Here is a 26,268-nt window from a genome sequence, read left to right on the forward strand (position 1 = left end):
ATCAGAGATAATAAAGTTTATTGTTTTGTGAAAATTAAGTTCTCTGTATCAGGAAGGTAGACTTTTATGCTTTTGCTATCAGGGCAATCATTACCGCTAAAAATACTTGAATTAGGATAATATGTCCATTTAAATTGTGTATCATTAATTTTTAAAAGGGTGATTCTTCCCCAACCTATGCCACATTTAGTACCGGAGTAATATAAATCAATGCTATTATTATCAAGTGCATTTGTCCCCATGCTTTCAAGTTTCTTTTTATCAGGACCTGTCGGGTTTAGATTATCATCAAGTATGGTTCCTGTTGTAATATCTTTTACAGTGTATTTAACATGAAGAACATCCTGATAAAATTTCTTAGATGTTAATTCTATCAGTTTCTTATCTTCTTTGGTAATAACTAAGGTAATTTCATTTCCGTTATAAGTGGCTTTATAAGTCCCTAAATAAGGGGTAAGCTCATTATTAAGGTCTTTTAAATAGGAATGATCAGCAACCTCGTCAAAATCTGCATTTAAAGGGTAAACCTGTTGTGCTTTACATGTGATTAAACTGACTGTTAAAGCAAATAGTGTGAATATTGTTTTCATAATAAATAATCCGTGATCAGAGATAACAAAGTTTATTGTTTTGTGAAAATGAGATTTTTAGTATGAGGGAGATAAACTTTGATATTTTTGCTATCAGGGCAGTCATTACCACTAAAAATACTTGAATTGGGATAATAAGACCATTTAAACTGGGTAGTGTTGATTTTTAAAAGGGTGATTCTTCCCCAGCCTATACCGCATTTTGTACCATCATATCCTAAATCAATGCTGTTATTGTCGGGGGGATTAGTCCCCATGCTCATAAGTTCCTTTTTGTCAGGACCAGTTGGATTTATATTATCATCAAGCACAGTTCCTGTCGCTATATCTTTTACTGTATATTTTACATTCAGGACATCCTTATAATATTTTCTATCATTAGAGCGTGTAAGTAGTTTTTTATCCTCTTTGGTTATAACTAAAATAACCTCATTGCCATTATAAGTGGCTTTATAAGTTCCCACATAAGGGGTAAGCTCATTATTAAGATCTTTCATATAAGAATAATTAGGAGCATCTTCATAGTAAGTATTTAAAGGATAAACCTGTTGTGCTTTACATGTGATTAAACTCATTGTTAAAGCAAATAATGTGAATATTGTTTTCATAATTGTTATTTTGAATATTAAGGGCATTGGGAATCTTGCGGGTTACCGTTAGTATCGGGCGTTACATTGGTTATATTTCCGTTTTGATCTACTCTCTGTAAATTAATCTGATTGCTTTTGATTCCCATTTTATTAAGGGTGCTATAAAACAGTTTTTCTAATGCCTTATTTCCAACATAATTCCCATATTGTGAAGAATTACCGGAGCTATTTCTAAGGCTTCGTTCATAATCCCTATAATCATTTGTTAAAGTAGTGAGATCAAGAGAATGTACATGTTGATATAGAGTTCCGGCATCGCTTGAATTCCCTATGTAAGTCATAATGTAATGAAAATATTCGTAGCCATCAGGGCAACCGCCTGCGCAAACTTCCGTGGACACCATTCCTCCAAAAGCGGTATCAAGAGAGATTCCAGCAGGTAATTTAATGATAAATTCAAACAATTTACGAATATCACCGGGGGAAAATATCTTAACCCCATCGGGTGTATGATTATGATAATACCCTTCATATCCTGATATGTCTCCAAAGTCTACGCTATGGTCTTCACCTGTTACAATTGGACTTGTTAAACCATCAGAATTAGCCATAAAGCCTTTTTCTCCCGTCAGTTTGGATTGGTCAAACAGTGCGTTTGTTTTTTCTTTTATCTGCTGTTTAGAAATCATTAGTTTTGTTCTGAAACATGAACTTAGTTCAAGTTCAGGAACTCCACCACCGCCACCACCGTCGAGGTTACCGTCAATACAGTTTTGATAAATAGAACAGCCTCCCGATGTTCCACCGCTTCCCCCAGACGGTAAACCGTTGCCGTTGCCACCTGTTTTTGGAACTGTAATAATTACCGTATCAATATCGCAGGGAGGATAACCATCAAAACCACATGCAGATTTATTTAATCTGCTTTTTACCGTACTTTTCAAATACTGCACTTTAAATAGATTTAAAATTTCCTGATAGTTTTTTTCATCCTTGGACATTTCATAATATTCTACTATGGTTTCCTCTTCTCTTAGAGTCGCAACCATTATGCCATCTACCTGATAATTTCTTATCAAAGGGAAAAGTACATATTTTTCATTGTTATCTGTGGTGAATTCCTGTGATCGGATATTAAACTCTATATATTCACTTGCGATACTTTCAGATTTACTGAAAGACCTGTGCATTGTCTTTGTGGTATGGCTGACAGTATAAAGGCTGTCGTATCTTTCCATCAGAGATTTAAATCCCTCTGCATAATTGATCGTTTTTCCATCCTGAGCTAAAAATATTTGAAATTTATTAGAAGTATATTTTTCATCCTGACTTTTAATATAGTCATCTTCTGAGCTACAGGAATGAAATGTAAATAAAGATATGGCTACAGAGAATAGCCAGAGTATAATTTTTTTCCTCATGTTTGTTAGTTTTTATGTGTTAAATATAATACAAATTTATTATATCCCAAATATGTGAAAATAAATTATTGTTTTATTACGGAAAACCGTAATAGATATGATTTTGGTCATTTTGATGAATACTTGTTATGAATAATAAAGAATCTTAAAAAACTTCTGAAATAGCAAAATGAGAAGTAAATGCCAGAAACTAAAAAAGAGTTGCAGTAAAAACTACAACTCTTTTTAGTGGAGAATACGGGGATCGAACCCGTCACCTTTAGACTGCCAGTCTAACGCTCTAGCCAGATGAGCTAATTCCCCTTCCTGCTTTTCTAAAGCGGTACAAAAGTAAGTAATTAAACAATAGCTACAAATATTTTATAAATAAAAATTTAATATTGTTGCTAATTACTTTAAATTGAGCATATAAAAGACATTATCCGTTCCCATTACAGGAAATTTTGAGGGTAATACTTCCTTATTTATTTCTTTAAAAGTATTACGTTCATAAAATCGCATCGCTGCTTTCAGAATACTTACGGTTCCCAGATATAATTCATCGATTCCCTGTTCCGTACAGAATGAGATCAATTCTTCAAGAAGTATTTGAGCTATCTTCAATTCTTTTCCTCTGTATTCTTTCTTTACAAACATTTTTCTGATAGCCCCTGCCCTTTCGTCAAACTTTATTAAGGCAATGGTTCCGGCCAGCTCTCCATTTACAAAAGCTCCCCAAAAGTGGCCACCGTCCCTGTGATAAAAGGCTTCAATCTGAATGAGATCAGGCTGATCCTTCAAAGTAACAGGTACATTAAATTCTTTCTGCTGGATATTCAGAATGAGATCGATAACTTGTTCGGAATATTCGTTTCCAAGGGACTTTACGTTCACCGTCATACTTCAATTTTTAGAGTTTAAAGCTATACATCAGACTTTATAAATCCAAATTATTATATTAAAAAACGTATGTCCCTGCGAACATACGTTTAAAATTAATTATTTATTTACCATTATTTCCATCCTCCGCCGAGCGCTTTATAAAGGTCTACGGCTGCTTTCATCTTATTATATTCCGCATTGGTAATATCCAGTTCGGCATTCAATGAGCTCACACTTGCAGTTAATACGTCAAGATAATTGGCCATACCGTAATTAACAAGCTCCTGAGAATAATCTACCGTCTTTTTATAGGAGGCAAGCTCTTTTTTCTTCAGATCAATAAAAGAATCCTGTACGGAGAATACTCTAATCGCATCAGAAACTTCTTTACCTGCCGTAAGTACGGTTTTCCTAAAGTTAAGATAAGCGGTTTCCTTATTGGCAAGACTCACATCATAGTTGGTTTTAATCTGCCTTTTATTAAGTATAGGCTGCGTTAATCCCCCTACAACGGTCGCGAATAAGGAGTTTACATTGAATAAATGATCGATATCCACCGTTTGAACCCCTCCGCTTGCCGTAAGTGTCAGGCTTGGATAAAACTGGGCTTTGGCAACATTCGTCAGTTCAAATGCATTCATTAATGAGAACTCAGCCTGCATTACATCAGGGCGGTTAGCCAAAAGCTGGGCTGGATATCCCAATTCTAAATTTACCGGAAGCTTTTGAGTTTCCAATGCTGTTCTTTCAATAGCATGTGGAGCTTCTCCCATTAAAAGGCTCATCGTATTCTCCAAAGACTGGATCTGCGTGTCCATATCAATAAGGGAAGACTGGGCATTGAGAAGTAAAGCTTCACTTTGCTGAACGGCTACCTCAGTAACGGTTCCCGCTTCTTTTAAAGCTTTGTTGGTTTCTAAATTTTGCTTACGGACTTCAATAGTTTCCTCAATAATTCTCTTTTGGGAATCATACGCCAATAATTGATAATAGCTCGTCGCAATAGAAGCTACCAAATCACTTTTCACTGCTTTATGGGCTGCAATAGTTCCTAGATAACTTGCCAGCTGGGCTTTCTGCTGAGCTTTTAATTTTCCCCAAATATCAGGTTCCCATCCAATACTTGCTGTAATATCAAACTGGTTGATATAACGTCTGGATCCGATGATCTGACCAAACTGGGTATTCAGAGACTGGGTCTGAAAGGTATAATTGGGTCCTACCGAAAGTGTGGGCTGGAATGCAGCTTTACTTTGCTTTAGGTAAGCCTCTGCAGAAGTAATGTTCTGCAGGGCAATACGGATATCTAAATTATTTTCCAACGCTTTTGAAATGTGACCTTGAAGTACAGGATCCGTAAATATTTCCTTCCATGAAATATCTGCAATAGTAGTACTATCCTTGGGTAACATATCGGTTCGGAAAAGTTTTTCGTCCACTACATCTTTCGGTCTTTCATATTCTTTTCTCGCCATACAAGATGATACGGCAGCTAATATGACCACTGAAAAAGTAATTCCTTTTATTGTTTTTAATAAACTCTTCATTATATGAAATCTTAAAGATTTTTATTCAGCTAAATTGATCTCTTCTTGTTTAAGCGGCTTGATTTTCTCCTGTAAATATTCAAAAATCACAAACAGCACAGGAATTACAAACAGTCCCAGAATGGTTCCTATCAATAACCCTATGGCAGCTCCCGTTGCAATGGATCTGTTACCCACAGCTCCGATACCGCTTGCCAATACCAGTGGTAATAAACCGAAGATAAAAGCAAATGATGTCATAAGGATCGGTCTTAATCTTGCTTTGGCAGCATTGATGGCAGCCATTACAATCGTTTCACCGTGATGTCTCCTTTGCACTGCAAACTCTACAATCAAAATCGCATTTTTAGCTAATAATCCTACCAGCATGATCAGCGCGATCTGGAAATAAATATTATTCTCAAGACCCATGATCTTCTGGCCAAAGTAAGCTCCCATTACCCCTAAAGGAAGTGAGATCACAACCACCAGCGGTAGAATATAACTTTCATATTGTGCAGAAAGAATGAAGTATACGAAGATCAAACTCAATGCAAAGATCAGGACGGTCTGGGAACCGGAGTTCAACTCCTCCCTTGTTAACCCTGTAAACTCTACATCATAATTTTGGTTTAATTCTTCTTTAGCCACTTCCTGAACTGCTGTAATAGCATCTCCGGAACTGAATCCCTGAGAATTGGAACCTGTAATTTTTACAGAGCTGAATAAGTTATAACGGCTTACGGATTGCGGACCATATGTTTTCTCAAGTTTCACGAATTGCGAAATAGGAGACATGGTTCCCGATCCTGTTTTTACATAGAGCTGGTTCAGGTTGCCGACATCTTTTCTGTCATCAGGAAGAGCCTGTACCATTACACGGAACTGCTTCCCGTATTTGGTAAAGTCTGCGGTATAGATTCCCCCGATATAGCCCTGCATGGTTGATAAGATATCACTTACGGATACTCCCATCTGTTTAGCCAGAGGGACATTGATTTCCATCTGATACTGAGGATATCTTGTATTGAATGAAGTCTGAGCAAACTCAATTTCCGGTCTTTGCATTAACTTACCGATAAACTCACTTGTAATATTATCAAGGTCGGTATATTCACCACCGGATTTATCCAGTAATACCATCTCAAAACCGGCACTGGTACCAAATCCAGGTACACTTGGCGGCTGGAAGAATACGACTTTAGCATCAGGAACTTTCCCTGAAATACCAAATAATTTCTTGGTAATATCTTCAGACGTCAAACCATCTTTTTTTCTGTCTTCAAAAGGTGTTAACTTAATGAAGGCAAGACCGTTGTTACTACCCGTACCGGATAAGAATCCACGGCCGGTGGAAATGGTAACGTTTTGAATCCCCGGAATCTTCATCGCATTGGCCTGAAGGGTTTTCATCGCATTATAAGTTCTTTCCATAGAGGCACCCGGAGGAAGCTGAACATCTGTAAAGATAATTCCACGGTCTTCCGTAGGTACAAACCCTTTTTTCATGGTAGAACTCGCCCAGTAAAGAATACCTCCCGTAATGGCAAATATCACCAGAGTTACCCATTTATGTCTCAATAAGAATATAAATCCTCTTCCGTAACGCTCGGTAGCTGTTCTGAAGGCAATATTAAACTTATAGAAGAATTTTTTCAGAAAGTTCATTTTCTGATAATCTTCATGATGTTCAGAATGAGGTTTTAAGAATAAGGAACATAATACAGGACTTAATGTTAATGCATTAATGGCGGAAATTACAATCGCTACAATAAGCGTAATCCCGAACTGCTGATAGAATACTCCCGTAGGACCTGTAATAAAGGTTACCGGAACGAATACCGACGCCATTACGAGTGTAATGGAAATAATCGCACCTGTAATTTCATCCATCGCTTCTACGGTAGCCTTTTTAGCATCTGATATACCGTGCTCCATCTTGGCGTGCACGGCCTCGACGACGACGATCGCATCATCCACCACAATACCGATTGCCAGCACGAGGGCGAATAATGTTAAAAGGTTAAGCGAGTAGCCTAATAAGTTCAGGAAGAAGAAAGATCCTACAATAGATACCGGAACTGCAATAGCCGGAATCAAAGTAGACCTGAAGTCCTGTAAGAAAATATATACTACGATAAATACCAGTATGAAGGCTTCGATCAAGGTATGTACCACCTTTTCGATGGAAGCATCAAGGAATTCATTGGTATCAAAGTTATAGGTATATTTTATCCCGGCAGGAAAACTTCCTTCTGCTGATTTTAGATAGGCTTTAATATTTTTAATAATCTCCTGCGCATTGGATCCTGGTGTCTGGAAAATCCCCATACTGATGGAAGGATAATCTCCGTTTTCACCAATACCCGTATAGGAAAGACCCGCCAGTTCAACTTTGGCAACATCTTTCAGCATCAGGTTTTGTCCGTTGCTAAGAGATTTAATGATGATATTGTCATATTGTTCCTTTTCATTGAATTTACCCACATATTTAATGATATATTCAAAGGAACTTCCGCTATTTTGTCCGATGGAACCGGCTGCAGCTTCCAAACTCTGTTCGTTAATGGCACTTGTAACATCGGATGGTGTCAGTCCATAAGCTGCCATTTTTGCAGGATCCAGCCATACTCTCATCGAATAGTTCTTACCTCCGAAAACGTTGGCATCACCTACTCCATTAATCCTTTTAATCGCCGGAATGATATTAATATTCAAAAAGTTCTGAAGGTATACGTCATCAAGGTCTTTATTTTCTGAGTAGAATGACATATACATCAGGGCACTTGTCTGCTGCTTTTGAGTAACAACCCCGGAACGGGTTACCTCACTTGGGAGCAAAGGGGTTGCTCTGGTTACACGGTTCTGTACGTTTACCGAAGCAATGTCCGGATCAATTCCCTGTTTAAAAAACACCTGAATCTGGGCAGAACCATCGTTTCCGGCTGAAGACGTAATATAATCCATTCCTTCTACCCCGTTGATCTGTTCCTCGAGAGGAACCACCACACTCTTCATTACGGTTTCGGCGTTGGCTCCGGTATAGGTGGCACTTACACTCACCGTAGGCGGAGCAATATCCGGATACTGTGTAACAGGCAAGGCTATAAGTCCTAAAATCCCGAGTATAACAATCAAAATTGATATAACGGTGGACAAAACCGGTCTGTTAATAAAGTTTTTTATCATTAGAATTTCGGTTTTATAGATTGAACAAGGCTGTCTAATTTCACAGGTTGTGGTTTAACCGGAGTTCCGGATTTTAATCCTCCGATTCCGGCAGCGATAATCGTTTCTCCTTTATTGACACCTGATTTTAATAATGCCATATTATCAATTCTGTCAATTACATTTACCACTACATTTTTGGCGGTATCCTTTTCTACCTTATAAACATATACAATACCTTGTTGTTCATAAGTAGCACTTTCAGGAACTACCATTACATTATCATAAGTTTTTGGAAATCTTATGGTACCGCTGTTACCATTACTTAGAAGTTTTTGAGCATTGTTAAACCCTACACGGAACTGTATGGTTCCCGTACCGGGATCAATCTGTCCTGTAATCGCTTCAATTCTTCCTTTTTCAGGGTAAAGGCTTCCGTTGGCCAGCTGTAAATCTACCATAGGAAGATTCCTGATTTTTTCCGGCATAGTTGCTCCTACAGTTTTTTCAAGGAAATCAAAGTATTCTTTTTCATTCATTGAAAAGTAAGCATATACCTGTGATGTATCGGAAATGGTTGTAAGTGCCGTCTGATCTGTAGGCCCTACTAAGCTTCCTACTTTTAAAGGAAGTTTTCCTACCACCCCTGAAATAGGCGCACGGATGATGGAATAATCGATATTGGCTTCCACTTCCTTATAATTGGCTGAAGCCTGGTGTTGCGCTGCAATAGCCTGTTGAAGCTGTGCCTGAGCGGATGCTAAATTAGCCTGAGCTGTCTGAAGCTGAACATTACTGATGATCTTCTTCTCTACCAGCGGACGTAATTTATTAACCTCTACTTGTGCGGCATTCACGGCAGCCTGTGCTGCAGCTACACTAGATTTAGCCGCTCCAATACCAGCCTTGGCAGCTGCTGCATTTTCATTCAAAGTATTTGTTTCCAAACGAAACAGTGGCTGACCTTTCGTAACATATTGTCCTTCATCTACTAAAACCTGGGTAATATATCCCTGTATCTTAGCCCGCACATCATTATTTACGATCCCTTGTATGTTGGCAGGAAAAGTCTGGTAGCCTGTGATGTTTTTAACTTCTACCGATACTACCGGATAGGGCTTTGCTCCACCCTGGTTGGCCGCTTCCTTTTTACAGGCAGTCAGAGAAAACGCTGCCACTGAAAATATAATAAGCTTATTTTTCATTTTATAGTTTATTAAGAGATTCCTGAATATTTTTTATATTTTTATTTAAAAGAGATTTGTACGCTTCTATCTTTTCCATATAAGTTTCGTCTTTGTTTTTTCTAAAATTGTTGATGTCATCTAAAAGTTTTAATTCGTCCTGCATTTTTTGTACTATTTTTTCAAACCGTATTTTCATATAATCATCATTTGTGAAAAAATATCGTTTTCGTTCGTCGATCTTATTAATATCTACGACGAGTTGTAAATTGATCAACATCGCAATATTAGTAGAGACTGAGCTTTTACTTGCAGAAAATACTTCTACAAATTCATCAAAAGTCACCCCCACCTTTTCGAAATCAAAAATAAGGTAGGCATAGATTTTAGATGCGAGTGGCGGAATATTGAAAACTGTTCCATAGAACTTCACCGCATCCTGAAAAATCTTTTCGTCAACCTCTATACTTCTTTGCATTTTGGTAAAATTTCTCACAAATGTAAAAATTAGTTCGGAACTAACCGAACAAAACGTAATAGACTTTATAAATATGTTGCGTTTTAAAAATTCAATTAAAATGGATTTAACTTTTTGCTTAAATAATAATCTTCTCAAAAGCTTTTCTCATTCCCTCTCGCAAAAGTACCTCTCCACAATAGGAATATCCGAGCTTTTCCAGAATTTTAAGCATGGCTAAATTATCATAATTGGTATCCACTTTAATACTGACCACATCATGAGACCTGGTGAAGTCCTCAATAAGTTCGAATAATTTTTGGACCAATCCCTGCCCGGCAAAGTCTTCCGAAACTGCTACCCTATGGATCACTAAAAATTCTCCATCACTCAGCCAGCTTCCTTCTATGGTGCTGTAGGCGGGTTCATCATTAAAAATCAAAGCTGTATAAACCGCTACCTGATCATTTACAGTAAGGACATATCCGAATCCTTTTTCTATATCACTTTCCACGGTTTGAGGGTTAGGGTAACCATCCTGCCATTGGCTGCTTCCGTCTTTTCTTCTTCTTTCTATGGCCTGCTGCAGTATGGTCCAGATAATTTCCTTATCCTGTAATTGCGCTTTTCTAAGTTGTATTTCCTTGGTTAGCATTTTTTAATTTTTGAAGTAAAAAACCGAAAACTAATTGTTATTAATTTTCGGTTTGAAGTAGTAAAATTTAAAATTATGAAATTGTTATTGATTTTCACTCTGTTGAAGATATACATCAATAATTTCAAATGCTTTTTTTTCGTTTTCCAGATCCACCATCACTTTTAATGAGGTTGCCGTAGGTGTAGTAGTAAAAGTTAAATAATTATTTTCAACTTCATTACTGATCTGCGCTTCATCTAATTTTGATTTGATTAACTGAATTTCTGAAGGATTATCACTTTCAAAAACTGATACACGTGTACTTCTTTCCATATTTTATCCCTTTTTGAACACCTAAAAATACAATGTTTTTTTGAAAATTACAAATTCTCGTATTTAAATTTTGTTAATGTTATTCTCAATTTTATCTAAAGCCAGCCTGATTTCCTCCCTGGAAACATTCAAATGAGGTCTGAATCTTAATGAATGGTCTCCGCATCCCAAGATGATCATTCCATCTTTAAAAAGCTCGTCCCTAAGGATATCTCTTTGCTGATGGCTAGGCAGATCTATGGCACACATTAACCCTCTTCCCCTTGCGTTGGATAATTTATCAGGATATCTTTGAGCCAGATCCATAAGGCCTTCCAACAGGTATTCTCCCACAACTTTCGCATTTTCAACCAGGTTTTCTTTTTCTATCACTTCCATGATAAGTTGAAACCTGAGCATATCAATAAAGTTACCTCCAAAGGTAGAATTGATACGGGAGCTTTCTCTGAAAACGTTATTCGGAACCTGATCAAATTTTTCTCTGTTGGCCAAAACTCCGCAAACCTGTGTTTTTTTACCGAAAGATATAATATCCGGCTTTGCCGTAAAATGTTGGAACGCCCACATTTTTCCGGTGATTCCTATTCCTGTCTGAACTTCATCGAAAATCAGCAATACTTCATTATCATCACAAAGTTTTCTTAACCCTTTAAAAAATTCATCCCGGAAATGATTATCTCCTCCTTCTGCCTGAATCGGTTCAATGATGATACAGGCTACTTTATTAGGATGGGAAAGGATAGCTTCCTCGATCTGTAGTAAGGCCAGCCTTTCATTTTTTATCGTTTCTTCCAGGTTATCTTCGGTAATTGGAAAATTAAGTTTGGGATTAAGGATCCTAGGCCATTCAAATTTGGGGAAGTATTGATGTTTTCTGGGATCTGAAGTATTGGTTAAGCTTAAGGTATATCCGCTTCGCCCATGAAATGACTGCCGGAAATGGATGCAGATTCCTGCTTCTATCTGTAAGCCTTTGCTGAAATTTTTTCTGGTTTTCCAGTCAAAACATGCTTTCATCGCATTTTCCACCCCTAAGGTTCCTCCTTCAATAAAAAAAGCATACTGCAGCTCTTCCGGAATAACAACACGTTCAAAAACTTCAAGAAAACGGGCATATTCCTCAGAATACACATCTGCCAAAGTGGGTTTATTAACCGCCATTTTTCCCAGCCAGTCTGATTTGGCAAGTACATAAGGATGATTATATCCTATGGAAGCGGAAGCGAACATGGAAAACATATCCAAATATTCCCTATCGGTAAGTTTATCATAAAGCCATGATCCGTGGGATTTTTCAATATCCATAACAAAATCAAAGCCGTCTGCAAGAACATGTTTGCCAATTGTTTCTTTTACTTTATTTGTTCTTATTTCGATTGTCTGTTCCATATTGAGTTGTGATTGAAAGATTAAAATATGATTTTTGAATAGTTTTAAATATCAAACTTAATTCCCTGTGCCAGCGGTAACTGGGCTGTATAGTTAATGGTATTCGTCTGTCTTCTCATATAATATTTCCAGACATCGGATCCTGACTCTCTTCCTCCTCCTGTTTCTTTTTCTCCACCGAAAGCTCCTCCGATCTCTGCTCCGGAAGTTCCTATATTGACATTTGCAATACCACAATCTGAGCCTGCATGGGAAAGGAATAATTCTGCTTCCCGCAGGTTTTGGGTCATAATAGCGGAAGAAAGCCCCTGCGGCACATCATTCTGAATGGCAATGGCTTCTTCCAGTGTTTTATATTTTATAAGGTATAATATAGGGGCAAAAGTTTCATGCTGCACGATTTCATAAGAGTTTTTAACTTCCGCCATGCATGGTCTTACATAACACCCTGATTCATATTCTTTACCTTTAAGGACTTCGCCTTCAACCACAAATTTTCCACCTTCTTTTTTGCACTTTTTAATGGATAGTTCGTATTGTTTTACAGCATCTGTATCGATTAACGGTCCTACATGATTTTTTTCATCAAGCGGATTTCCTATTTTTAACTGTCCATAGGCTTTCACCAGGCGGTTTTTCACTTCATCATATACGCTTTCATGAATGATCAGCCTACGGGTGGAAGTACATCTTTGACCTGCTGTTCCTACGGCACCGAATACGGCTCCTATTATAGACATATCCAGATCCGCATCTTTAGAAATGATAATGGCATTATTTCCGCCTAATTCAAGGATAGATTTCCCGAATCTTTCTGCTACTTTTGAAGAAACCATTCTGCCTACTCTGGTAGATCCCGTGAAAGAAACTAAAGCAATTCTTTTATCATCTACCAGCTTTTGCCCTACCGCATGATCCGCCACCAATACACTGGAAATTCCTTCAGGAAGGTTATTTTCCTTTAAAACTTCTGCAATGATATTCTGGCAGGCAATAGCACAAAGAGGTGTTTTTTCGGAAGGCTTCCAGATGGTAACATTTCCGCAAATGAGAGCTAATGCCGCATTCCAGGACCAAACGGCAACCGGAAAATTGAAGGCGGTGATAATTCCTACGATACCCAGCGGATGATACTGTTCATACATTCTGTGTCCCGGTCTTTCCGAATGCATGGTGTAACCGTGAAGCTGTCTTGAGAGTCCTACCGCAAAGTCACAGATGTCGATCATTTCCTGTACTTCTCCGAGTCCTTCCTGTAAAGATTTCCCCATTTCATAGGATACCAGCTTTCCCAGATCGTTTTTATAATCCCTCAATTTCTGAGCTAATTGTCTTACAAGTTCTCCTCTTTTTGGGGCAGGAATCAGTCTGAATTGCTGAAAGGCTTTTTGAGCAGTTTCGATTACTTTATCATAATCACTTTCTCCTGAAGATTTGACTTTTGCGATCAGTTTTCCGTCTACCGGAGAAAAACTTTCGATCGTCTTTCCGGAAGCAAAGAATTTGCCTCCTGTGGATGTTCCTTTATTTTCTTCTTTTATACCTAGATTTTTAAGTGTTTTATCAATTCCAAAATCTTTGAGCTTTTTAGACATAAATATTGCTTTTCGTTTTTCTAAAGATAAAAATATTATGCGAATCGCAAAATTTTAATTTTTTGTTCAGCTTTTTATTTGGACTAATTATAAACATGAGTATATTTGTAGTGTTATTTAATTTCAGATGATGGAAAATTCACAGGAAAATAATTCAAAGTTGAAAAAATGGTTCAAACGCGTAGGCTGGGCAGGTCTGGCTTTTTTTACCATTAAAGGTTTGGTTTGGCTCGTAATATTCTACTTTGGAGCGGACGCCCTTCAAAGTTGTATGAAATAAAAAAGCGGAGAATAAGTTCTCCGCTTTCTTTTTAAGGTTAATTGAGGCTGTTAGTTACTCCTTTTTCTTTCTTCCCGCTTTAATCAGGCTTTGATGAAGGATATACTCAATCTGTCCATTTACACTTCTGAAATCATCATTGGCCCATTTTTCCAGAAGCTTATAAGTAGACTCATCTATCCTTATCACAAAAGATTTTTTTCCTTTACCTGAGGAAGGATTTTGAGTTGGTTCAGATTTCATTTTTAATTATATAAAGTTCCTGCATTTAAGATGGGAGTAGCTGCTTTTTCTCCACATAGCACCACCATGAGGTTACTTACCATAGCTGCTTTTCTTTCATCATCCAGTTCTACAATATTTTCCTGTGAAAGCTTTTTTAAAGCAAGGTCTACCATTCCTACCGCTCCTTCTACAATTTTCGTTCTGGCTGCGACAATAGCAGTGGCCTGCTGTCTCTGTAACATAGCCCCTGCAATTTCTGATGCATACGCCAGATGTGTAATTCTGGCTTCCTGAATTACAATTCCGGCCGGTGCGAGTCTTTCCATAAGTTCCTGTTCCAGGATTTTATTAACCTGATCTCCTCCATCTCTTAATGTGATATCTGCATGCTCATCTTCAAGGTTATCATACGGAAAACTTACAGCAAGATGACGTACTGCTGCCTCACTCTGCATTTTTACATAATCCATATATCTTTCCACTTCGTAAGCGGCTTTATAGGTATCTCCTACTTTCCATACAATAACGGCAGCAATTTCAATAGGATTTCCCATTTTGTCATTTACTTTTAAAGTCTGTCCCTGCAAGTTTTCGGAACGCAGACTGATCTTCTGGGAAGAATACAGAGGATTGATGAAAAATAATCCGTTATCTTTTACCGTTCCCACATATTTTCCGAAGAAATTCAATACCCTGGAATGGTTAGGCTGTATAATCATCAGCCCTTTAAGAAAGAAGCACGCGATTAGGAAACACAGGGTTGAAATAATAAGAAAGGTAACATTGGTATCGATTCCTGATATAAAAAGATAAACCGATGCGATGAACAATACTAAGCAAATGATCAAAGCAAGGTAACCTGACATGGGTTTTAAGATTTTTTCCATAAATTATAATTTTAAAATGATATTATTTTGATATCATAAATATAGTGATAATTTTTTAAATCTTAATGTTGTTATATCCTCTTATATTCGGGAACAGCAATAAAAAATCCCCGAATTACTTCAGGGATTTTTTGTAAGTTTTAAAAGATTATTTCTTAGTAAGTAACTTAAATTTGAAATAAGAAGCTAATGATAAAACAAGCATAGTAGCCAGTCCTATATAAACCCAAGCCGGTACCGGAACAGGATCTCCTGCCGCATAGGAATGCAGCCCGCTTAGATAATAGTTAACTCCAAAATAAGTCATAACCATAGAACAGAATGCAAACATGGTAGCTACATGAAACGCCCATCTGCTTCTTAATCCCGGAACGAGTCTCATGTGAACAACGAAAGCATATACTATGATGGAAATGAAAGCCCAGGTTTCTTTCGGGTCCCAGCTCCAGTATCTTCCCCATGATTCATTCGCCCAGATCCCTCCCAGGAAGTTACCGACAGTAAGGGCGTAGAGCCCTATCGTAAGGGACATCTCAGATACTATCGTTAATTCTTTTAAGGTTGTATCATGATGAATTTTATGATTCTGTTTGTTGGAAATAATATAAAATACTAGACAGATCACTGCAATAATCATCGACAGGGCAAAGAAACCGTAACTGGACGTTATAATCGCCACGTGTATGATTAACCAATAAGATTTTAATACCGGAACCAAAGGGGTAATCTGAGGATCCAGTGCTGAACCTCCATGCGCAAATCCCATCATAATAACAGCTACCATAAATCCTGCTGCCGGAATTAATGCATTGGAATTTCTGTAAAGGACCAGCCCCGCCGTAATTCCTACCCATGAAATGAAAATAATCGCTTCATAACCATTACTCCAAGGTGCATGTCCTGAAATATACCATCTTGCAATCAGTCCTAAGAAATGGAACAGATAACCGATAAGTCCGATAAGGATGATACTTTTAATAATGGTATTTAAAACTTTTTTAGGCTTGAATAATTCAACAAAACCTAAGATAAGCAGAAGTCCGCCAACAAGGGTATAGAATATCAGGAGCTTAAAGTTAATATTCACTTTATTCATGAATACTTCAAGGTCTACTTTGGATTGGGCAGGAACTACACTTTTCCCCCACTTCTGCTGATATTCGGAAAGCTTCTGCAATTGTACATCAGCTTTCGTCCAGTCTCCGGATTGTTGAGCCGCCAGCACTTCAGCAAAGTAAGGTCCCATTACCAACTGGGATTCCATGTCCGGTTCAAAGTTCTGGTCCAGCCAGGAGTGCCATGTATGGTTCGGGTCATTTTTCACGGGAACAATTCTCATAAACTGTCCGCTGAAAAATTCATTAAAAATCTGTACTCTTTCATTAACCGCAATGACTTCTTTATCATAATTGGTCTGCTCAGCAGGTTTTTTACGGAAAGCCGTATTATAATCGTGTTCAAGGATATAAGTAAGGTTACCGTTGGCATCAGCCGGGAATAAGTTCATTAAAGAAGTATACCCGTCATCATCGGCCTTGGTTTTATTCTTCAGTTCATCTCCGCCTTTTGTTCCTACTTTAATGATCGGAACCATTGTCCAGCTCGGAGTATCGGTATTGATGGATAAGAACCATTGGTTAGCAGTAAGATACTTACCGTCACTTCCTTTAAATTCATCTTTTTTATACAGTTTTCTTAGAATATCAAGAGCTTCCGTATTGATAGGAACAATTCTTCCTTCATAGTTCTGTACCAAAAGATATCCGAATTTATCTGCATGTTCTTTATTGATTTTATTTCGGGCAATAATTTCATCGGCAGACATCATTTTCATTTTAGAAAGTGGCTGTGCCAATGAATTTTGTTGTGGAGCAGATTGTGGAGACTCCGGTGCCTGCTGCATTTCAGGAGCGGGAGCATGTGTATGCCCGTCTCCTTCCACATGGATATGTTCCCTGCTTCCGTCCGTAGTACCATGAGTTTCTATTTTTTGTGCGTTTAATCCGAAACTTAAAAATAGAAGAAGTACGACTGCCGCTTTTCTCTTGTTTACATCTTTAAGCATTTTGTTTAATTTCCAGAAATGGGATCCTTTCCAGAAGAAGATCAGAAACATACCTAAAAATAAAAATGTATATCCTATATAAGTAATTAAAGTTCCCCAATAATCGTGGTTTACTGAAAGAACGGTTCCCATTCTGTCAGGATCAAAGCTGGCCTGGAAAAAACGGTAGCCTTTATGGTTAAGAACGTGGTTCATATAGATTTTATAAGGAGTCTGGGTACCCCCGTCGATGATTTGAACGTGACTTTCATAAGCACTTGGTGATGAGCTTCCGGGATAGGTTTCCATTACGAAATCATCTAGTTTCAGGGCAAAAGGAGTATTGTAAACTTTAGGACCGAATCCCAGCATCACATTCATTCCGTCAATTGAAATCTGCTTGAAGGTATTAGGGTTTCCTTTTTCTACGGAAAGCTCCACCAATTGTTTGGTCTTTGGTCCTTGCACTTCTACTTTCAGCATATCCGGAACCATCTGATCTTTCTTCTTATCTCCTTCAAAAGCCAACAATTTACCTTTTTTAACACCTTCAGGAACTACCAGTTTAAGTTCATTGATCGTGTACAGGCTTCTTAAAGCCAACGGCTGAAATTCATCTTTAACCGTATTACCCGTAGCCTGCGTAGCCATTGTCATATAGCTGGCCTCTACCGGAGTTTTAATGAAAATCTTTCCGTTTTCCACTTTAAAGTCAACAGCACCTTCAATCGGTCGGTTGAAAGTAACTAATGTACCGTTGATGGATTTGGTTTCTCCGGGTTTAATATAAATATTCTGTCTTCCGGTCTGCCCTGTAGAAACCAAATGTAGGTATTCACTTCCATTGGCATCTGCAATCAAACTGTCTTTTTTTCTTTGTAAATATTCTTTTGCGGTTACTACGATTTTCTTACCGCGAAAATCATAGGTAGCATTAAAATCTTTGTGCAAAGGAGACATTAAATAAGGTATATCCTGATAATTGAGGACATCCCCGTTCTCCTCCACCTGAATCTTGAAGAAGTTCTTATCCGTAATAATCTCATTGGATGTCTGCCCTTCCCTGATATGCATCGTCCCTTCATAACTGATGTATCGGGTAATCGCACCCCCTATAAAAATAAGGATAAAAGCAAGGTGGAAAACCAAAACGGGCCATTTTTCCTTTTTCCAAAGCCGGTATCTTCCAATATTACCTATAAAATTCAGGATTAAAAGGAACATGATTAATTCGAACCACTTGGCTTCGTAGATGAGAGCTTTGGCGGTGGGAGTTCCATAATCGTTTTCCAGAAAGGTGGCATAGGCCATGGCAAATGCAAACACGAGCAATAGAACAGCCATGGTTCTGGTTGAGATAAGAATATCTTGGATCTTCTTCATGATTTTTTTACTTGACATGCAAAAATAAGGAGGATAAACCAAAAGGAGCATAAAAAAAACTGTTTTTTATCATTTTGAATCGTATATATCTTATTTTGAATTACTCTTAATAAGAATGAATGTTTTAAGAAATATTTAAATAATCTACTCTATAAAATACAGGATATAATAAACTATTATCTGTTGAATTTCAAAGATTTATTTATTATGATGCGGAAGTAATAATGGATATAGGGATTTAATGTTTCATATTAACAGTAGGGATCCCCGTTATAGTTCGCAATAATGCCCTTTAATAATGCTAAAAATTTACTATTTGTCCCGCTGTATTTTTATATGATAAAATTTAAATAAGATTTAAATGATTGAGAATACTTTTAAAAATGACCTAAAAAAAAACCGGAATTCTCAATTTTTTGAGCCTTAATTGTTTAGATATTATGGTATATTTTTTTTGTAAATAAACCGGAATGCGAACTTCTTTTAAGCAAAAAAGATTCTTTTAATGTTGAAAAAACATTAAATTTGCCCTCATTGAGATTATGGACAAAAAGACACAAAAACAGCAAACGGGATCGCCTGAGAAGGGCAAAATTTTATCAAAGCCACGTATATTTTTGGGGCTTACCTGCATACTTTTAGCATTTGTTCTTGCCTTTTCATTTATTTCTTATTTAATGAACTGGAAAGCGGATCAAAGCCAGGCAGGGACCATGATGGATAAATCGATTAAATCTTCCAATGTTTTCGGGAAAGTGGGAGACTGGCTCGGAAATATTTTTATTTTTGAAAGCATAGGAGTCGCTTCTTTTATTATTGCTTTTCTGCTTTTGGTAGTGGGAACGCTTATTTTAAAGAAGAAAATTTTTAAACCCTGGAAAACCATCGGCCATTCATTATTCTTTATCTGCTGGCTTCCTATCTTTTTTGGAGCCATCACAAAGGGACAAGGTGTACTGGGAGGTGTGTACGGATATCAGATCATGGATACCTTAAATTCTATGATCGGAAGTGTCGGACTGTGGGTCGTATTGGTAGCGAGTATTGCCTTATACTTTATCCTTGAGTTTAATTTGAGACCAAGCTCTATTAAAGAGAAATTCAATAAGATCAATGAAAGCACCATCGGGAAAGTAAAATCCATGATGCCAAGTTCGGATGAAGAATTTAAAGCAGACGAAGAGCTTGCAGAAGAGGTTTCATCAGAAAGCCTTCCTAATATTTCGGTAACCGATCTTTCCGATACTCCAAAAAAAGAAGAACCTGTAAATTTACCAAAAGGATTTCCGGAAGTTCCGGTTTCTACCAATCTTGAAACCATAGTAACTCCTAATAAAACATCATTTGAGGAAGAGAATAATTCTACCCCTTCTGTTAATCTTAATCTAAAATCATCAACCTCTGATCTTCCTCTCACAAAACCGGAAGATGCGTTTGATGTAAAACCTTCCCTATCCGATTCAAAAGAAGAGAACATTAAATTCAATGTGGAAGTAGCTCCCGTAGTAGATGTGATGGACGAATCCGATAGGAAATCCCAGGAGCTGGTAGATAAACACGGCCTTTATGATCATAAATTAGATTTGGCTAATTTCCAGATGCCGACAGTAGACCTGCTGAAAGATTACGGAAGTGAAGAGATATCTATTAATAAGGAAGAACTGGAAGAAAATAAAAATAAAATTGTAGGACTTCTTAAAAACTTTAATGTCGGGATTTCCGAAATAAAAGCAACCATCGGCCCTACCGTTACTTTATATGAAATTGTACCGGAAGCAGGAATCCGCGTAGCCGCTATTAAGAAGCTTCAGGATGATATAGCCCTTAACTTGTCTGCTTTAGGAATCAGGATTATCGCTCCGATGCCAGGAAAAGGAACCATCGGTATTGAAGTGCCAAGAAAAAATCCGACCATGGTTTCCATGCGTTCTGTGATCGCTTCTCAAAAATTCCAGAATTCGGAAATGGATCTTCCTGTTGTTTTCGGAAAGACAATATCCAACGAAATATTCATGGCAGACCTGGCAAAAATGCCCCATCTTCTGATGGCAGGTGCTACAGGACAGGGTAAATCGGTCGGGATCAATGCTATCCTTACTTCCCTACTCTATAAAAAGCATCCGAGTGAACTCAAGTTCGTAATGGTAGACCCTAAAAAAGTGGAACTTTCTTTATACTCAAAAATTGAAAGACATTATTTAGCAAAACTGCCGGATGCCGAAGAAGCGATTATTACAGATACCAATAAAGTAATCAATACATTGAACTCATTATGTATTGAGATGGATACCAGGTATGATCTTCTTAAAAATGCATTCTGCAAAAACTTAAAAGAATACAATAAGAAGTTCAGCGAGAGAAAGCTTAATCCTGAAAACGGACACCGTTTTCTTCCTTATATTGTCCTGGTGGTGGATGAGTTTGCAGATTTGATCATGACCGCAGGAAAAGAAGTGGAATTACCTATTGCCAGGTTGGCCCAGCTGGCCAGAGCGGTGGGAATACACCTTATCGTAGCTACACAGAGACCTTCCGTGAATGTTATTACGGGTATGATTAAGGCTAACTTCCCTGCGAGAGCTGCTTTCAGGGTAATATCCAGTGTAGACTCCCGAACCATCCTGGATTCTCCAGGGGCAGATCAGCTTATCGGTAAAGGGGATATGCTGTATTTTAACGGTAATGAAATTTTAAGGCTTCAGTGCGCTTTTGTAGATACTCCGGAAGTGGAAAGAATAGCAGAATATATCGGGGAACAAAAAGGATATTCTTCGGCATTCTTACTTCCTGAATATGTATCTGAGGAATCAACCGGTTCAGCAGGCACTTTCGATCCTAACGAAAAAGACGCATTATTTGAAGAAGCTGCAAGAATCATTGTATCTACCCAGCAAGGCTCTACTTCTATGCTTCAGAGACAGCTGAAATTAGGATATAACAGGGCAGGCAGAATTATGGATCAGCTTGAAGCCAGCGGAATCGTAGGAGGTTTTAACGGGGCAAAAGCAAGAGAAGTATTAATCAGTGACCTTCATTCTTTGGAACAGTTTTTGGAAGATCTGCGTAAATAAAAGCGAATCGGGACATTTTAACCTTCACAGGCTTTAGTTGTCTAAAGATTATAATAGTAGAAAAATGAAGAATATTATTTCAAAAGTCATAGTAGGAAGTTTTGTAGTAGGAGCTGTAAGTTTTGCGGACGCTCAGAAAATAGACGCAAAAGCCAAAAAGATCCTGGATGATGTTACCGCCAATTACAACGCAAAGAAAAACTCATATTTTAAATTTTCTTTCGGAATTGGTACCAATGGTGTGGTAACCAAAACTGACCCGGGAATTTATTATTCAGCAGGTGATAAATACAAGCTGAAGATTATGGACACCGAGCAAATCTTTGACGGAAACAAAATCTACAATATCAATACGGAAGATATGGAAGTAACCATTGCAAAGCCTAACGGCAGCAGTACCATGTTCTCCCCTATCAATTACCTTTCTACCTACAGAAAAGATTATAATGTAACCTATAATGGTAAAAAAGTAGTAAACGGTGTCAATACGGACTTCATAAAACTGACTCCCGTAAAAGCGAACGGACTTAAATATGTATATCTTTTCGTAGACTCCTCCAAAAATCAAATGGTAAAACTGGAACAGCACGGAAGCAATAAAGATATTGCAGTAATTGCCATTAAAGAATACAAAGAAAATCAGGACCTGGATCCTAATATGTTTGTTTTTGATAAGAATAAATACAAGAATTACATCATCACGGAACTGTAATTCTTAAAAAGTAATAAAAGTTGAAAGTCACAAAGTAATTTTGTGGCTTTTTGTTTAATTTTGGCGAATGTTAAAAATATTAGACCGGTACATTATTAAAACCTTTTTCGGGCCGTTTTTTTTCATATTCAGTGTGCTGTTTTTCATATTCATAGTGAATATTATCTGGGTACAGCTGGGACAGTTTATGGGAAAGGGACTCAGCTATTGGCAGATCCTTAAGCTTCTCTTTTATCTGGGGGTGAGTGTCGTCAGTATGGTTTTACCTTTAACGATTCTTTTAGCCAGTATCATGTCTTTTGGGGAATTTGGGGAACGCTATGAGCTTGCTGCCATGAAAGCGGCAGGAATTTCCCTTACCAGGGTAATGAAACCTTTATTGGGTGTTACCGTAGTCTTATCCATACTACTCTACCTGTTTTCCAATAATATCATTCCTGATTTTCAGAGGAAAGCTAAAAATATGCTTTTTAATATTGCTCAGACCAAACCTGCTTTGAACTTTACTCCAGGACAGTTTATTGATCAGATCCCCGGATATATGGTAAAGTTTGATAAAATATATGGAGAAAACGGTGAAAATATTGAAGGTGTTTTTGTACATAGAAAAGCCAGCCCTTATGAAAATCAGCAATCGATAGTAGCTGAAAAAGGAAAGTTTGTTCCGGCAGCTAATAAAAACTTCCTGAAACTGGTTCTTTATAACGGATATGTTTTTGAAGACAGTCATGCCGGTAAGGGTGAAAATGTACGGTTAAAACAACCTGACCAGGCTATTAAGTTTGATACACTGGTTTCCCATTTTGACATTAGTGAAATTATCAACAAAGCCATTGAAGATGAGCAGATAACCGATGATTACCGTTTCCAGACTTATAATGAGCTTAATAAAACAATTATTCATACCAAGGAGGAAAATCAGAAGTTTTACACCAATGTTACGAATGATATCATAAGCCAGACCAATTCAGTAGTGAGCTATATGGATAAGATCAATAAACCTAAAGCTGCTCCTAAATCCCAGCTAAAGCTGGACAGTGTAAAAACGGATAAAAAACTGGAAATTATTTATAATGCCTATAACAGGCTGGATAATCTTAAATCCTCATTGGATGGGAAAAATAAAGACATATCCCCCAATGTAAAATATTTCAGTAAGGTGGTTATTTACCAGCAGCGGATTATTTCCTATTCGGTTACCTGTATTATTTTCTTTTTAATTGGTTCCAGCCTTGGATCCATTATCAGAAAAGGAGGTATGGGATTACCGGTTATCATCGCGATTGTTATTTTCATTATTTTCTATATTATTAATGTGGGAATTGAAAATATTGCATGGTCGGGAAATATGAATCCGTATTTGGCGGCATGGGTCCCGAATATCATATTTTTCCCATTGGGAATGTGGATGACATACAAAGCACTTACCGACTCACAGCTATTTGATGCCGAAAAATATAAAGCTTTCTTTAAACCTATTATTCAAAGGTTTTCTAAAAATAAGGAGCATAAAAGATATCAGTAAAACGAATTACTATTAATCATAAAGATCTGAAAAATAATTTCAGATCTTTTTTTGATTTCTAATTAATTTGATTTAAAAAAATATATTTGTAAAAAAATAAAATGAAAAAAATATTATTTATCGGACTGTTCGGATTTATTTCCTTCCATACCTATGCACAGGAAAGTTCCGATACATATAATGGCCAAAAATACGGCTATATTATAGACAAATCCGGAAAGAAGATCGAAGGTATTGTCCAGTTAAACGGAAGCTCCATGAGTCCGTGGCAAAACCAATCCAAGGTGAAGTTTGCAGCTAAAGATGATATTGATAAATCAAAAAGTAAGATCAAATATAAAAGCTATTCTGCCGGAGATATCAAAGAGTACATGATTTATGAAAATGAGACTCCTAGGGTATTTCAGTCTGTAAAATATACGAATACCAGAGAAGCGATGAATAATCCTGAGAATACCCTGGGACTGAATGCAGGTTTCAAAGCTCTCACCAATCTTACAAAAAACTCCCAGTTTGCAGAACTGGTAACCGATGGGAAAATAAAAGTATATAAACTCTATGGCTATCCTACTGCTGCATCCATAGGTGTTTCAGAAGCAACCACTCAGTCTGAAGCAAGAAGGATAAGAGAAAATCCGAATTATATATATTCCAAGAAAGGAGGAAAGATTGAGGAGCTCAGCGCTGCAAAAGTAAAAACCATTACTGCGGACTGTCCTGTTGTAAAAGAAAAAATCACCAAAGGAGAATACGGCTCTATAAAAAATGACACAAAGAAAAGAAGCGGAGTTGGAAAACTGATCCGGGAAGAAGTTGATAATGCATTGACGGATAAGCAATCCATGATCAAGGAAGTAATTAATGACTACAATGAAAATTGCAGATAATACAAAAAAGCAGATTCTCCATGAACCTGCTTTTTTTATATTCAAAAATCTGAAAGTTTATACTTTCATGATTTCAGCTTCTTTTGTTTTAAGGTGATCGTCACAAGCTTTAACATATTTATCAGTAAGTGCCTGGATATCTTCTTCCACTCCTTTTATAACATCTTCAGAAACACCATCCAGTTTTTTTAATTCTTTTAAACCGTCCTGTCTTGCATTTCTTACCGTTATTTTGGATTGTTCCGTTTCCACTTTTGCCTGCTTAGCCAGATCCCTTCTTCTTTCCTCTGTCAATGGAGGTACATTTAAGATAATATTATCACCGTTATTGGAAGGTGCAAATCCTAAATTAGAGTTGATGATAGCTTTTTCAATAGCATTAATGGCTGTTTTATCCCAAGGCTGAATAGAAATTGTCATGGCATCCGGTACGGAGATATTAGCTACCTGAGAGATAGGAGTTGGAGAACCGTAATACTCTACCATTACATCCTGAACCATGTTGGTAGAAGCACGTCCTGCCCTGATTTTTTGAAAAGCATGTTCCAGGTGCTTGATAGCAGCATCCATATCCTGTTTTACAGATTCTAATATAAGATCTAATTCTTCCATTATATATTTAAAATTTGATAGGTTACACATTAATTATTAAAGATCATAGTTGAATTATATTTTACAAATCAACTAAAGTACCAATATTTTCTCCTTTTATAATTTTTTCTAAATTACCTTCTTTATTCATATCAAATACAATAATCGGCAATTTATTTTCGTGGCTTAAAGTGAAGGCGGTCATATCCATTACTTTAAGGTTTTTTTCAAAAACTTCATCAAAAGATAAGGAATTGTATTTTACGGCGTTCACATTTTTTTCCGGATCGCTGTCATAAATTCCGTCTACTCGGGTTCCTTTTAAAATAACATCAGCCCCGATTTCGATAGCTCTCAAGGTAGCTGCTGTATCTGTCGTAAAATAAGGATTCCCTGTTCCGGCACCGAAAATTACTACTCTTCCTTTTTCAAGGTGTCTTACCGCTCTTCTTTTAATGAATGGTTCAGCCACTTTGTCCATTTCTATGGCAGACTGTAACCGGGTCTTAATACCTGCATCTTCCAAAGCTCCCTGTAATGCCATACCATTAATTACCGTAGCCAGCATTCCCATATAATCCCCTTGTACTCGGTCCATTCCTTTCGCAGCTCCTGCTACTCCACGGAAAATGTTTCCTCCTCCAATTACAATAGCAACTTCACAACCCTGTTCTACAACCTTTTTAATTTCCGTTGCATACTCTTGCAGCCTTTCATTGTCAATACCATACTGTCTGTTTCCCATTAAGGCTTCACCACTAAGTTTCAGAAGGATTCTTTTATATTTCATCTTTAATTTTTAATAAATTTTTATTAGGTATAATTTTCCCAAAAATTGCCTGTGCAAATATAATCATTAAAAATTTTGAAAAAAGAAAAAATATTTAAGTACAAATAATGTAGGAAATATTT

The 26,268-nt window shown here is 37.2% G+C and carries 21 protein-coding genes and 1 tRNA gene; 4 read left to right on the top strand and 18 right to left on the bottom strand.

The genetic code is table 11. The features are described 5' to 3' along the window. Positions 1-17: 17 nt before the first annotated feature. From ABJ974_RS08310 to ABJ974_RS08385, 16 genes are all read right to left on the bottom strand, one after another. Complete coding sequence (locus ABJ974_RS08310; protein ID WP_419870921.1) at positions 18-590, bottom strand: DUF6705 family protein; 573 nt, start codon at positions 588-590, stop codon at positions 18-20. A 32-nt stretch (positions 591-622) separates the two neighbouring features. Then, complete coding sequence (locus ABJ974_RS08315; RefSeq protein ID WP_419870922.1) at positions 623-1,198, bottom strand: DUF6705 family protein; 576 nt, start codon at positions 1,196-1,198, stop codon at positions 623-625. A 17-nt stretch (positions 1,199-1,215) separates the two neighbouring features. Further along, positions 1,216-2,601 (bottom strand): hypothetical protein, encoded by a 1,386-nt coding sequence (locus ABJ974_RS08320; protein WP_419870923.1) that lies wholly within the window; start codon positions 2,599-2,601, stop codon positions 1,216-1,218. 229 nt (positions 2,602-2,830) lie between these two features. Continuing rightward, positions 2,831-2,904 (bottom strand) — tRNA-Ala (locus tag ABJ974_RS08325). 87 nt (positions 2,905-2,991) lie between these two features. Then, a complete protein-coding gene (locus ABJ974_RS08330; protein ID WP_419870924.1) occupies positions 2,992-3,480 on the bottom strand; it encodes a GNAT family N-acetyltransferase in 489 nt (162 codons plus the stop codon). A gap of 113 nt (positions 3,481-3,593) precedes the next feature. Next, a complete protein-coding gene (locus ABJ974_RS08335) occupies positions 3,594-5,009 on the bottom strand; it encodes an efflux transporter outer membrane subunit (RefSeq protein ID WP_419870925.1) in 1,416 nt (471 codons plus the stop codon). A gap of 21 nt (positions 5,010-5,030) precedes the next feature. Then, positions 5,031-8,177 carry an efflux RND transporter permease subunit gene (locus ABJ974_RS08340; RefSeq protein WP_419870926.1) on the bottom strand — a complete coding sequence of 1,049 codons (3,147 nt, stop codon included), beginning with the start codon at positions 8,175-8,177 and terminating at the stop codon, positions 5,031-5,033. After that, positions 8,177-9,361, bottom strand: a complete 1,185-nt coding sequence (locus tag ABJ974_RS08345; protein WP_419870927.1) for an efflux RND transporter periplasmic adaptor subunit — start codon at positions 9,359-9,361, stop codon at positions 8,177-8,179. The genes ABJ974_RS08340 and ABJ974_RS08345 overlap by 1 nt, the downstream gene beginning before the upstream one ends. Before the next feature lies 1 nt (position 9,362). Beyond that, the gene (locus ABJ974_RS08350; protein ID WP_419870928.1) at positions 9,363-9,818 is read right to left on the bottom strand and encodes a GbsR/MarR family transcriptional regulator; all 456 of its coding nucleotides are present in this window, start codon (positions 9,816-9,818) and stop codon (positions 9,363-9,365) included. Between the two features lie 118 nt (positions 9,819-9,936). Further along, complete coding sequence (locus ABJ974_RS08355) at positions 9,937-10,452, bottom strand: GNAT family N-acetyltransferase (RefSeq protein WP_419870929.1); 516 nt, start codon at positions 10,450-10,452, stop codon at positions 9,937-9,939. Positions 10,453-10,536: 84 nt separating this feature from the next. Beyond that, positions 10,537-10,767, bottom strand: coding sequence for a DUF2007 domain-containing protein (locus tag ABJ974_RS08360; RefSeq protein ID WP_419870930.1), 231 nt, complete (start codon positions 10,765-10,767; stop codon positions 10,537-10,539). A 63-nt stretch (positions 10,768-10,830) separates the two neighbouring features. Further along, positions 10,831-12,156, bottom strand: a complete 1,326-nt coding sequence (gene lat, locus ABJ974_RS08365; protein ID WP_419870931.1) for an L-lysine 6-transaminase — start codon at positions 12,154-12,156, stop codon at positions 10,831-10,833. Positions 12,157-12,200: 44 nt separating this feature from the next. Beyond that, positions 12,201-13,751 (bottom strand): L-piperidine-6-carboxylate dehydrogenase, encoded by a 1,551-nt coding sequence (amaB, locus tag ABJ974_RS08370; protein ID WP_419870932.1) that lies wholly within the window; start codon positions 13,749-13,751, stop codon positions 12,201-12,203. A gap of 334 nt (positions 13,752-14,085) precedes the next feature. After that, entirely contained in the window at positions 14,086-14,274 is a 189-nt protein-coding gene (locus ABJ974_RS08375) for a type II toxin-antitoxin system antitoxin (protein WP_419870933.1), read from the bottom strand. Between the two features lie 2 nt (positions 14,275-14,276). Next, positions 14,277-15,143: an SPFH domain-containing protein gene (locus tag ABJ974_RS08380; protein ID WP_419870934.1), complete on the bottom strand. Its 867-nt coding sequence runs from the start codon at positions 15,141-15,143 to the stop codon at positions 14,277-14,279. A 148-nt stretch (positions 15,144-15,291) separates the two neighbouring features. Continuing rightward, positions 15,292-18,570: a cytochrome c biogenesis protein CcsA gene (locus tag ABJ974_RS08385; protein WP_419870935.1), complete on the bottom strand. Its 3,279-nt coding sequence runs from the start codon at positions 18,568-18,570 to the stop codon at positions 15,292-15,294. 542 nt (positions 18,571-19,112) lie between these two features. Here ABJ974_RS08385 and ABJ974_RS08390 point away from each other — a divergent pair. From ABJ974_RS08390 to ABJ974_RS08405, 4 genes are all read left to right on the top strand, one after another. Next, on the top strand, positions 19,113-21,641 hold the full coding sequence (locus ABJ974_RS08390; RefSeq protein WP_419867795.1) for an FtsK/SpoIIIE family DNA translocase: 2,529 nt from the start codon (positions 19,113-19,115) through the stop codon (positions 21,639-21,641). A 64-nt stretch (positions 21,642-21,705) separates the two neighbouring features. Further along, complete coding sequence (locus tag ABJ974_RS08395) at positions 21,706-22,353, top strand: LolA family protein (protein ID WP_419867796.1); 648 nt, start codon at positions 21,706-21,708, stop codon at positions 22,351-22,353. 67 nt (positions 22,354-22,420) lie between these two features. Next, positions 22,421-23,878, top strand: a complete 1,458-nt coding sequence (locus tag ABJ974_RS08400; protein ID WP_419867797.1) for an LptF/LptG family permease — start codon at positions 22,421-22,423, stop codon at positions 23,876-23,878. Positions 23,879-23,979: 101 nt separating this feature from the next. Further along, positions 23,980-24,765 (top strand): hypothetical protein, encoded by a 786-nt coding sequence (locus ABJ974_RS08405; protein WP_419867798.1) that lies wholly within the window; start codon positions 23,980-23,982, stop codon positions 24,763-24,765. A gap of 57 nt (positions 24,766-24,822) precedes the next feature. Here ABJ974_RS08405 and frr read toward each other — a convergent pair whose 3' ends face one another. Continuing rightward, on the bottom strand, positions 24,823-25,377 hold the full coding sequence (frr, locus tag ABJ974_RS08410) for a ribosome recycling factor (RefSeq protein ID WP_419867799.1): 555 nt from the start codon (positions 25,375-25,377) through the stop codon (positions 24,823-24,825). A 61-nt stretch (positions 25,378-25,438) separates the two neighbouring features. Beyond that, positions 25,439-26,146 (bottom strand): UMP kinase, encoded by a 708-nt coding sequence (pyrH, locus tag ABJ974_RS08415; RefSeq protein ID WP_292011160.1) that lies wholly within the window; start codon positions 26,144-26,146, stop codon positions 25,439-25,441. Positions 26,147-26,268 lie beyond the last annotated feature (122 nt).

The organism is Chryseobacterium sp. CT-SW4, from assembly GCF_048572715.1.
Lineage (GTDB): Bacteria > Bacteroidota > Bacteroidia > Flavobacteriales > Weeksellaceae > Chryseobacterium.

What these genes read in the sequence shown, in the direction of transcription:
- ABJ974_RS08315 (WP_419870922.1), bottom strand. Translation starts at nt 1,198, where the DNA reads ATGAAAACAATATTCACATTATTTGCTTTAACAATGAGTTTAATCACA.
- ABJ974_RS08350 (WP_419870928.1), bottom strand. Translation starts at nt 9,818, where the DNA reads ATGCAAAGAAGTATAGAGGTTGACGAAAAGATTTTTCAGGATGCGGTG.
- ABJ974_RS08340 (WP_419870926.1), bottom strand. Translation starts at nt 8,177, where the DNA reads ATGATAAAAAACTTTATTAACAGACCGGTTTTGTCCACCGTTATATCA.
- ABJ974_RS08335 (WP_419870925.1), bottom strand. Translation starts at nt 5,009, where the DNA reads ATGAAGAGTTTATTAAAAACAATAAAAGGAATTACTTTTTCAGTGGTC.
- ABJ974_RS08360 (WP_419870930.1), bottom strand. Translation starts at nt 10,767, where the DNA reads ATGGAAAGAAGTACACGTGTATCAGTTTTTGAAAGTGATAATCCTTCA.
- ABJ974_RS08345 (WP_419870927.1), bottom strand. Translation starts at nt 9,361, where the DNA reads ATGAAAAATAAGCTTATTATATTTTCAGTGGCAGCGTTTTCTCTGACT.
- ABJ974_RS08385 (WP_419870935.1), bottom strand. Translation starts at nt 18,570, where the DNA reads ATGAAGAAGATCCAAGATATTCTTATCTCAACCAGAACCATGGCTGTT.
- ABJ974_RS08355 (WP_419870929.1), bottom strand. Translation starts at nt 10,452, where the DNA reads ATGCTAACCAAGGAAATACAACTTAGAAAAGCGCAATTACAGGATAAG.
- amaB (WP_419870932.1), bottom strand. Translation starts at nt 13,751, where the DNA reads ATGTCTAAAAAGCTCAAAGATTTTGGAATTGATAAAACACTTAAAAAT.
- ABJ974_RS08330 (WP_419870924.1), bottom strand. Translation starts at nt 3,480, where the DNA reads ATGACGGTGAACGTAAAGTCCCTTGGAAACGAATATTCCGAACAAGTT.
- ABJ974_RS08390 (WP_419867795.1), top strand. Translation starts at nt 19,113, where the DNA reads ATGGACAAAAAGACACAAAAACAGCAAACGGGATCGCCTGAGAAGGGC.
- lat (WP_419870931.1), bottom strand. Translation starts at nt 12,156, where the DNA reads ATGGAACAGACAATCGAAATAAGAACAAATAAAGTAAAAGAAACAATT.
- ABJ974_RS08375 (WP_419870933.1), bottom strand. Translation starts at nt 14,274, where the DNA reads ATGAAATCTGAACCAACTCAAAATCCTTCCTCAGGTAAAGGAAAAAAA.
- ABJ974_RS08310 (WP_419870921.1), bottom strand. Translation starts at nt 590, where the DNA reads ATGAAAACAATATTCACACTATTTGCTTTAACAGTCAGTTTAATCACA.
- ABJ974_RS08320 (WP_419870923.1), bottom strand. Translation starts at nt 2,601, where the DNA reads ATGAGGAAAAAAATTATACTCTGGCTATTCTCTGTAGCCATATCTTTA.
- frr (WP_419867799.1), bottom strand. Translation starts at nt 25,377, where the DNA reads ATGGAAGAATTAGATCTTATATTAGAATCTGTAAAACAGGATATGGAT.
- ABJ974_RS08380 (WP_419870934.1), bottom strand. Translation starts at nt 15,143, where the DNA reads ATGGAAAAAATCTTAAAACCCATGTCAGGTTACCTTGCTTTGATCATT.
- ABJ974_RS08405 (WP_419867798.1), top strand. Translation starts at nt 23,980, where the DNA reads ATGAAAAAAATATTATTTATCGGACTGTTCGGATTTATTTCCTTCCAT.
- ABJ974_RS08395 (WP_419867796.1), top strand. Translation starts at nt 21,706, where the DNA reads ATGAAGAATATTATTTCAAAAGTCATAGTAGGAAGTTTTGTAGTAGGA.
- pyrH (WP_292011160.1), bottom strand. Translation starts at nt 26,146, where the DNA reads ATGAAATATAAAAGAATCCTTCTGAAACTTAGTGGTGAAGCCTTAATG.
- ABJ974_RS08400 (WP_419867797.1), top strand. Translation starts at nt 22,421, where the DNA reads ATGTTAAAAATATTAGACCGGTACATTATTAAAACCTTTTTCGGGCCG.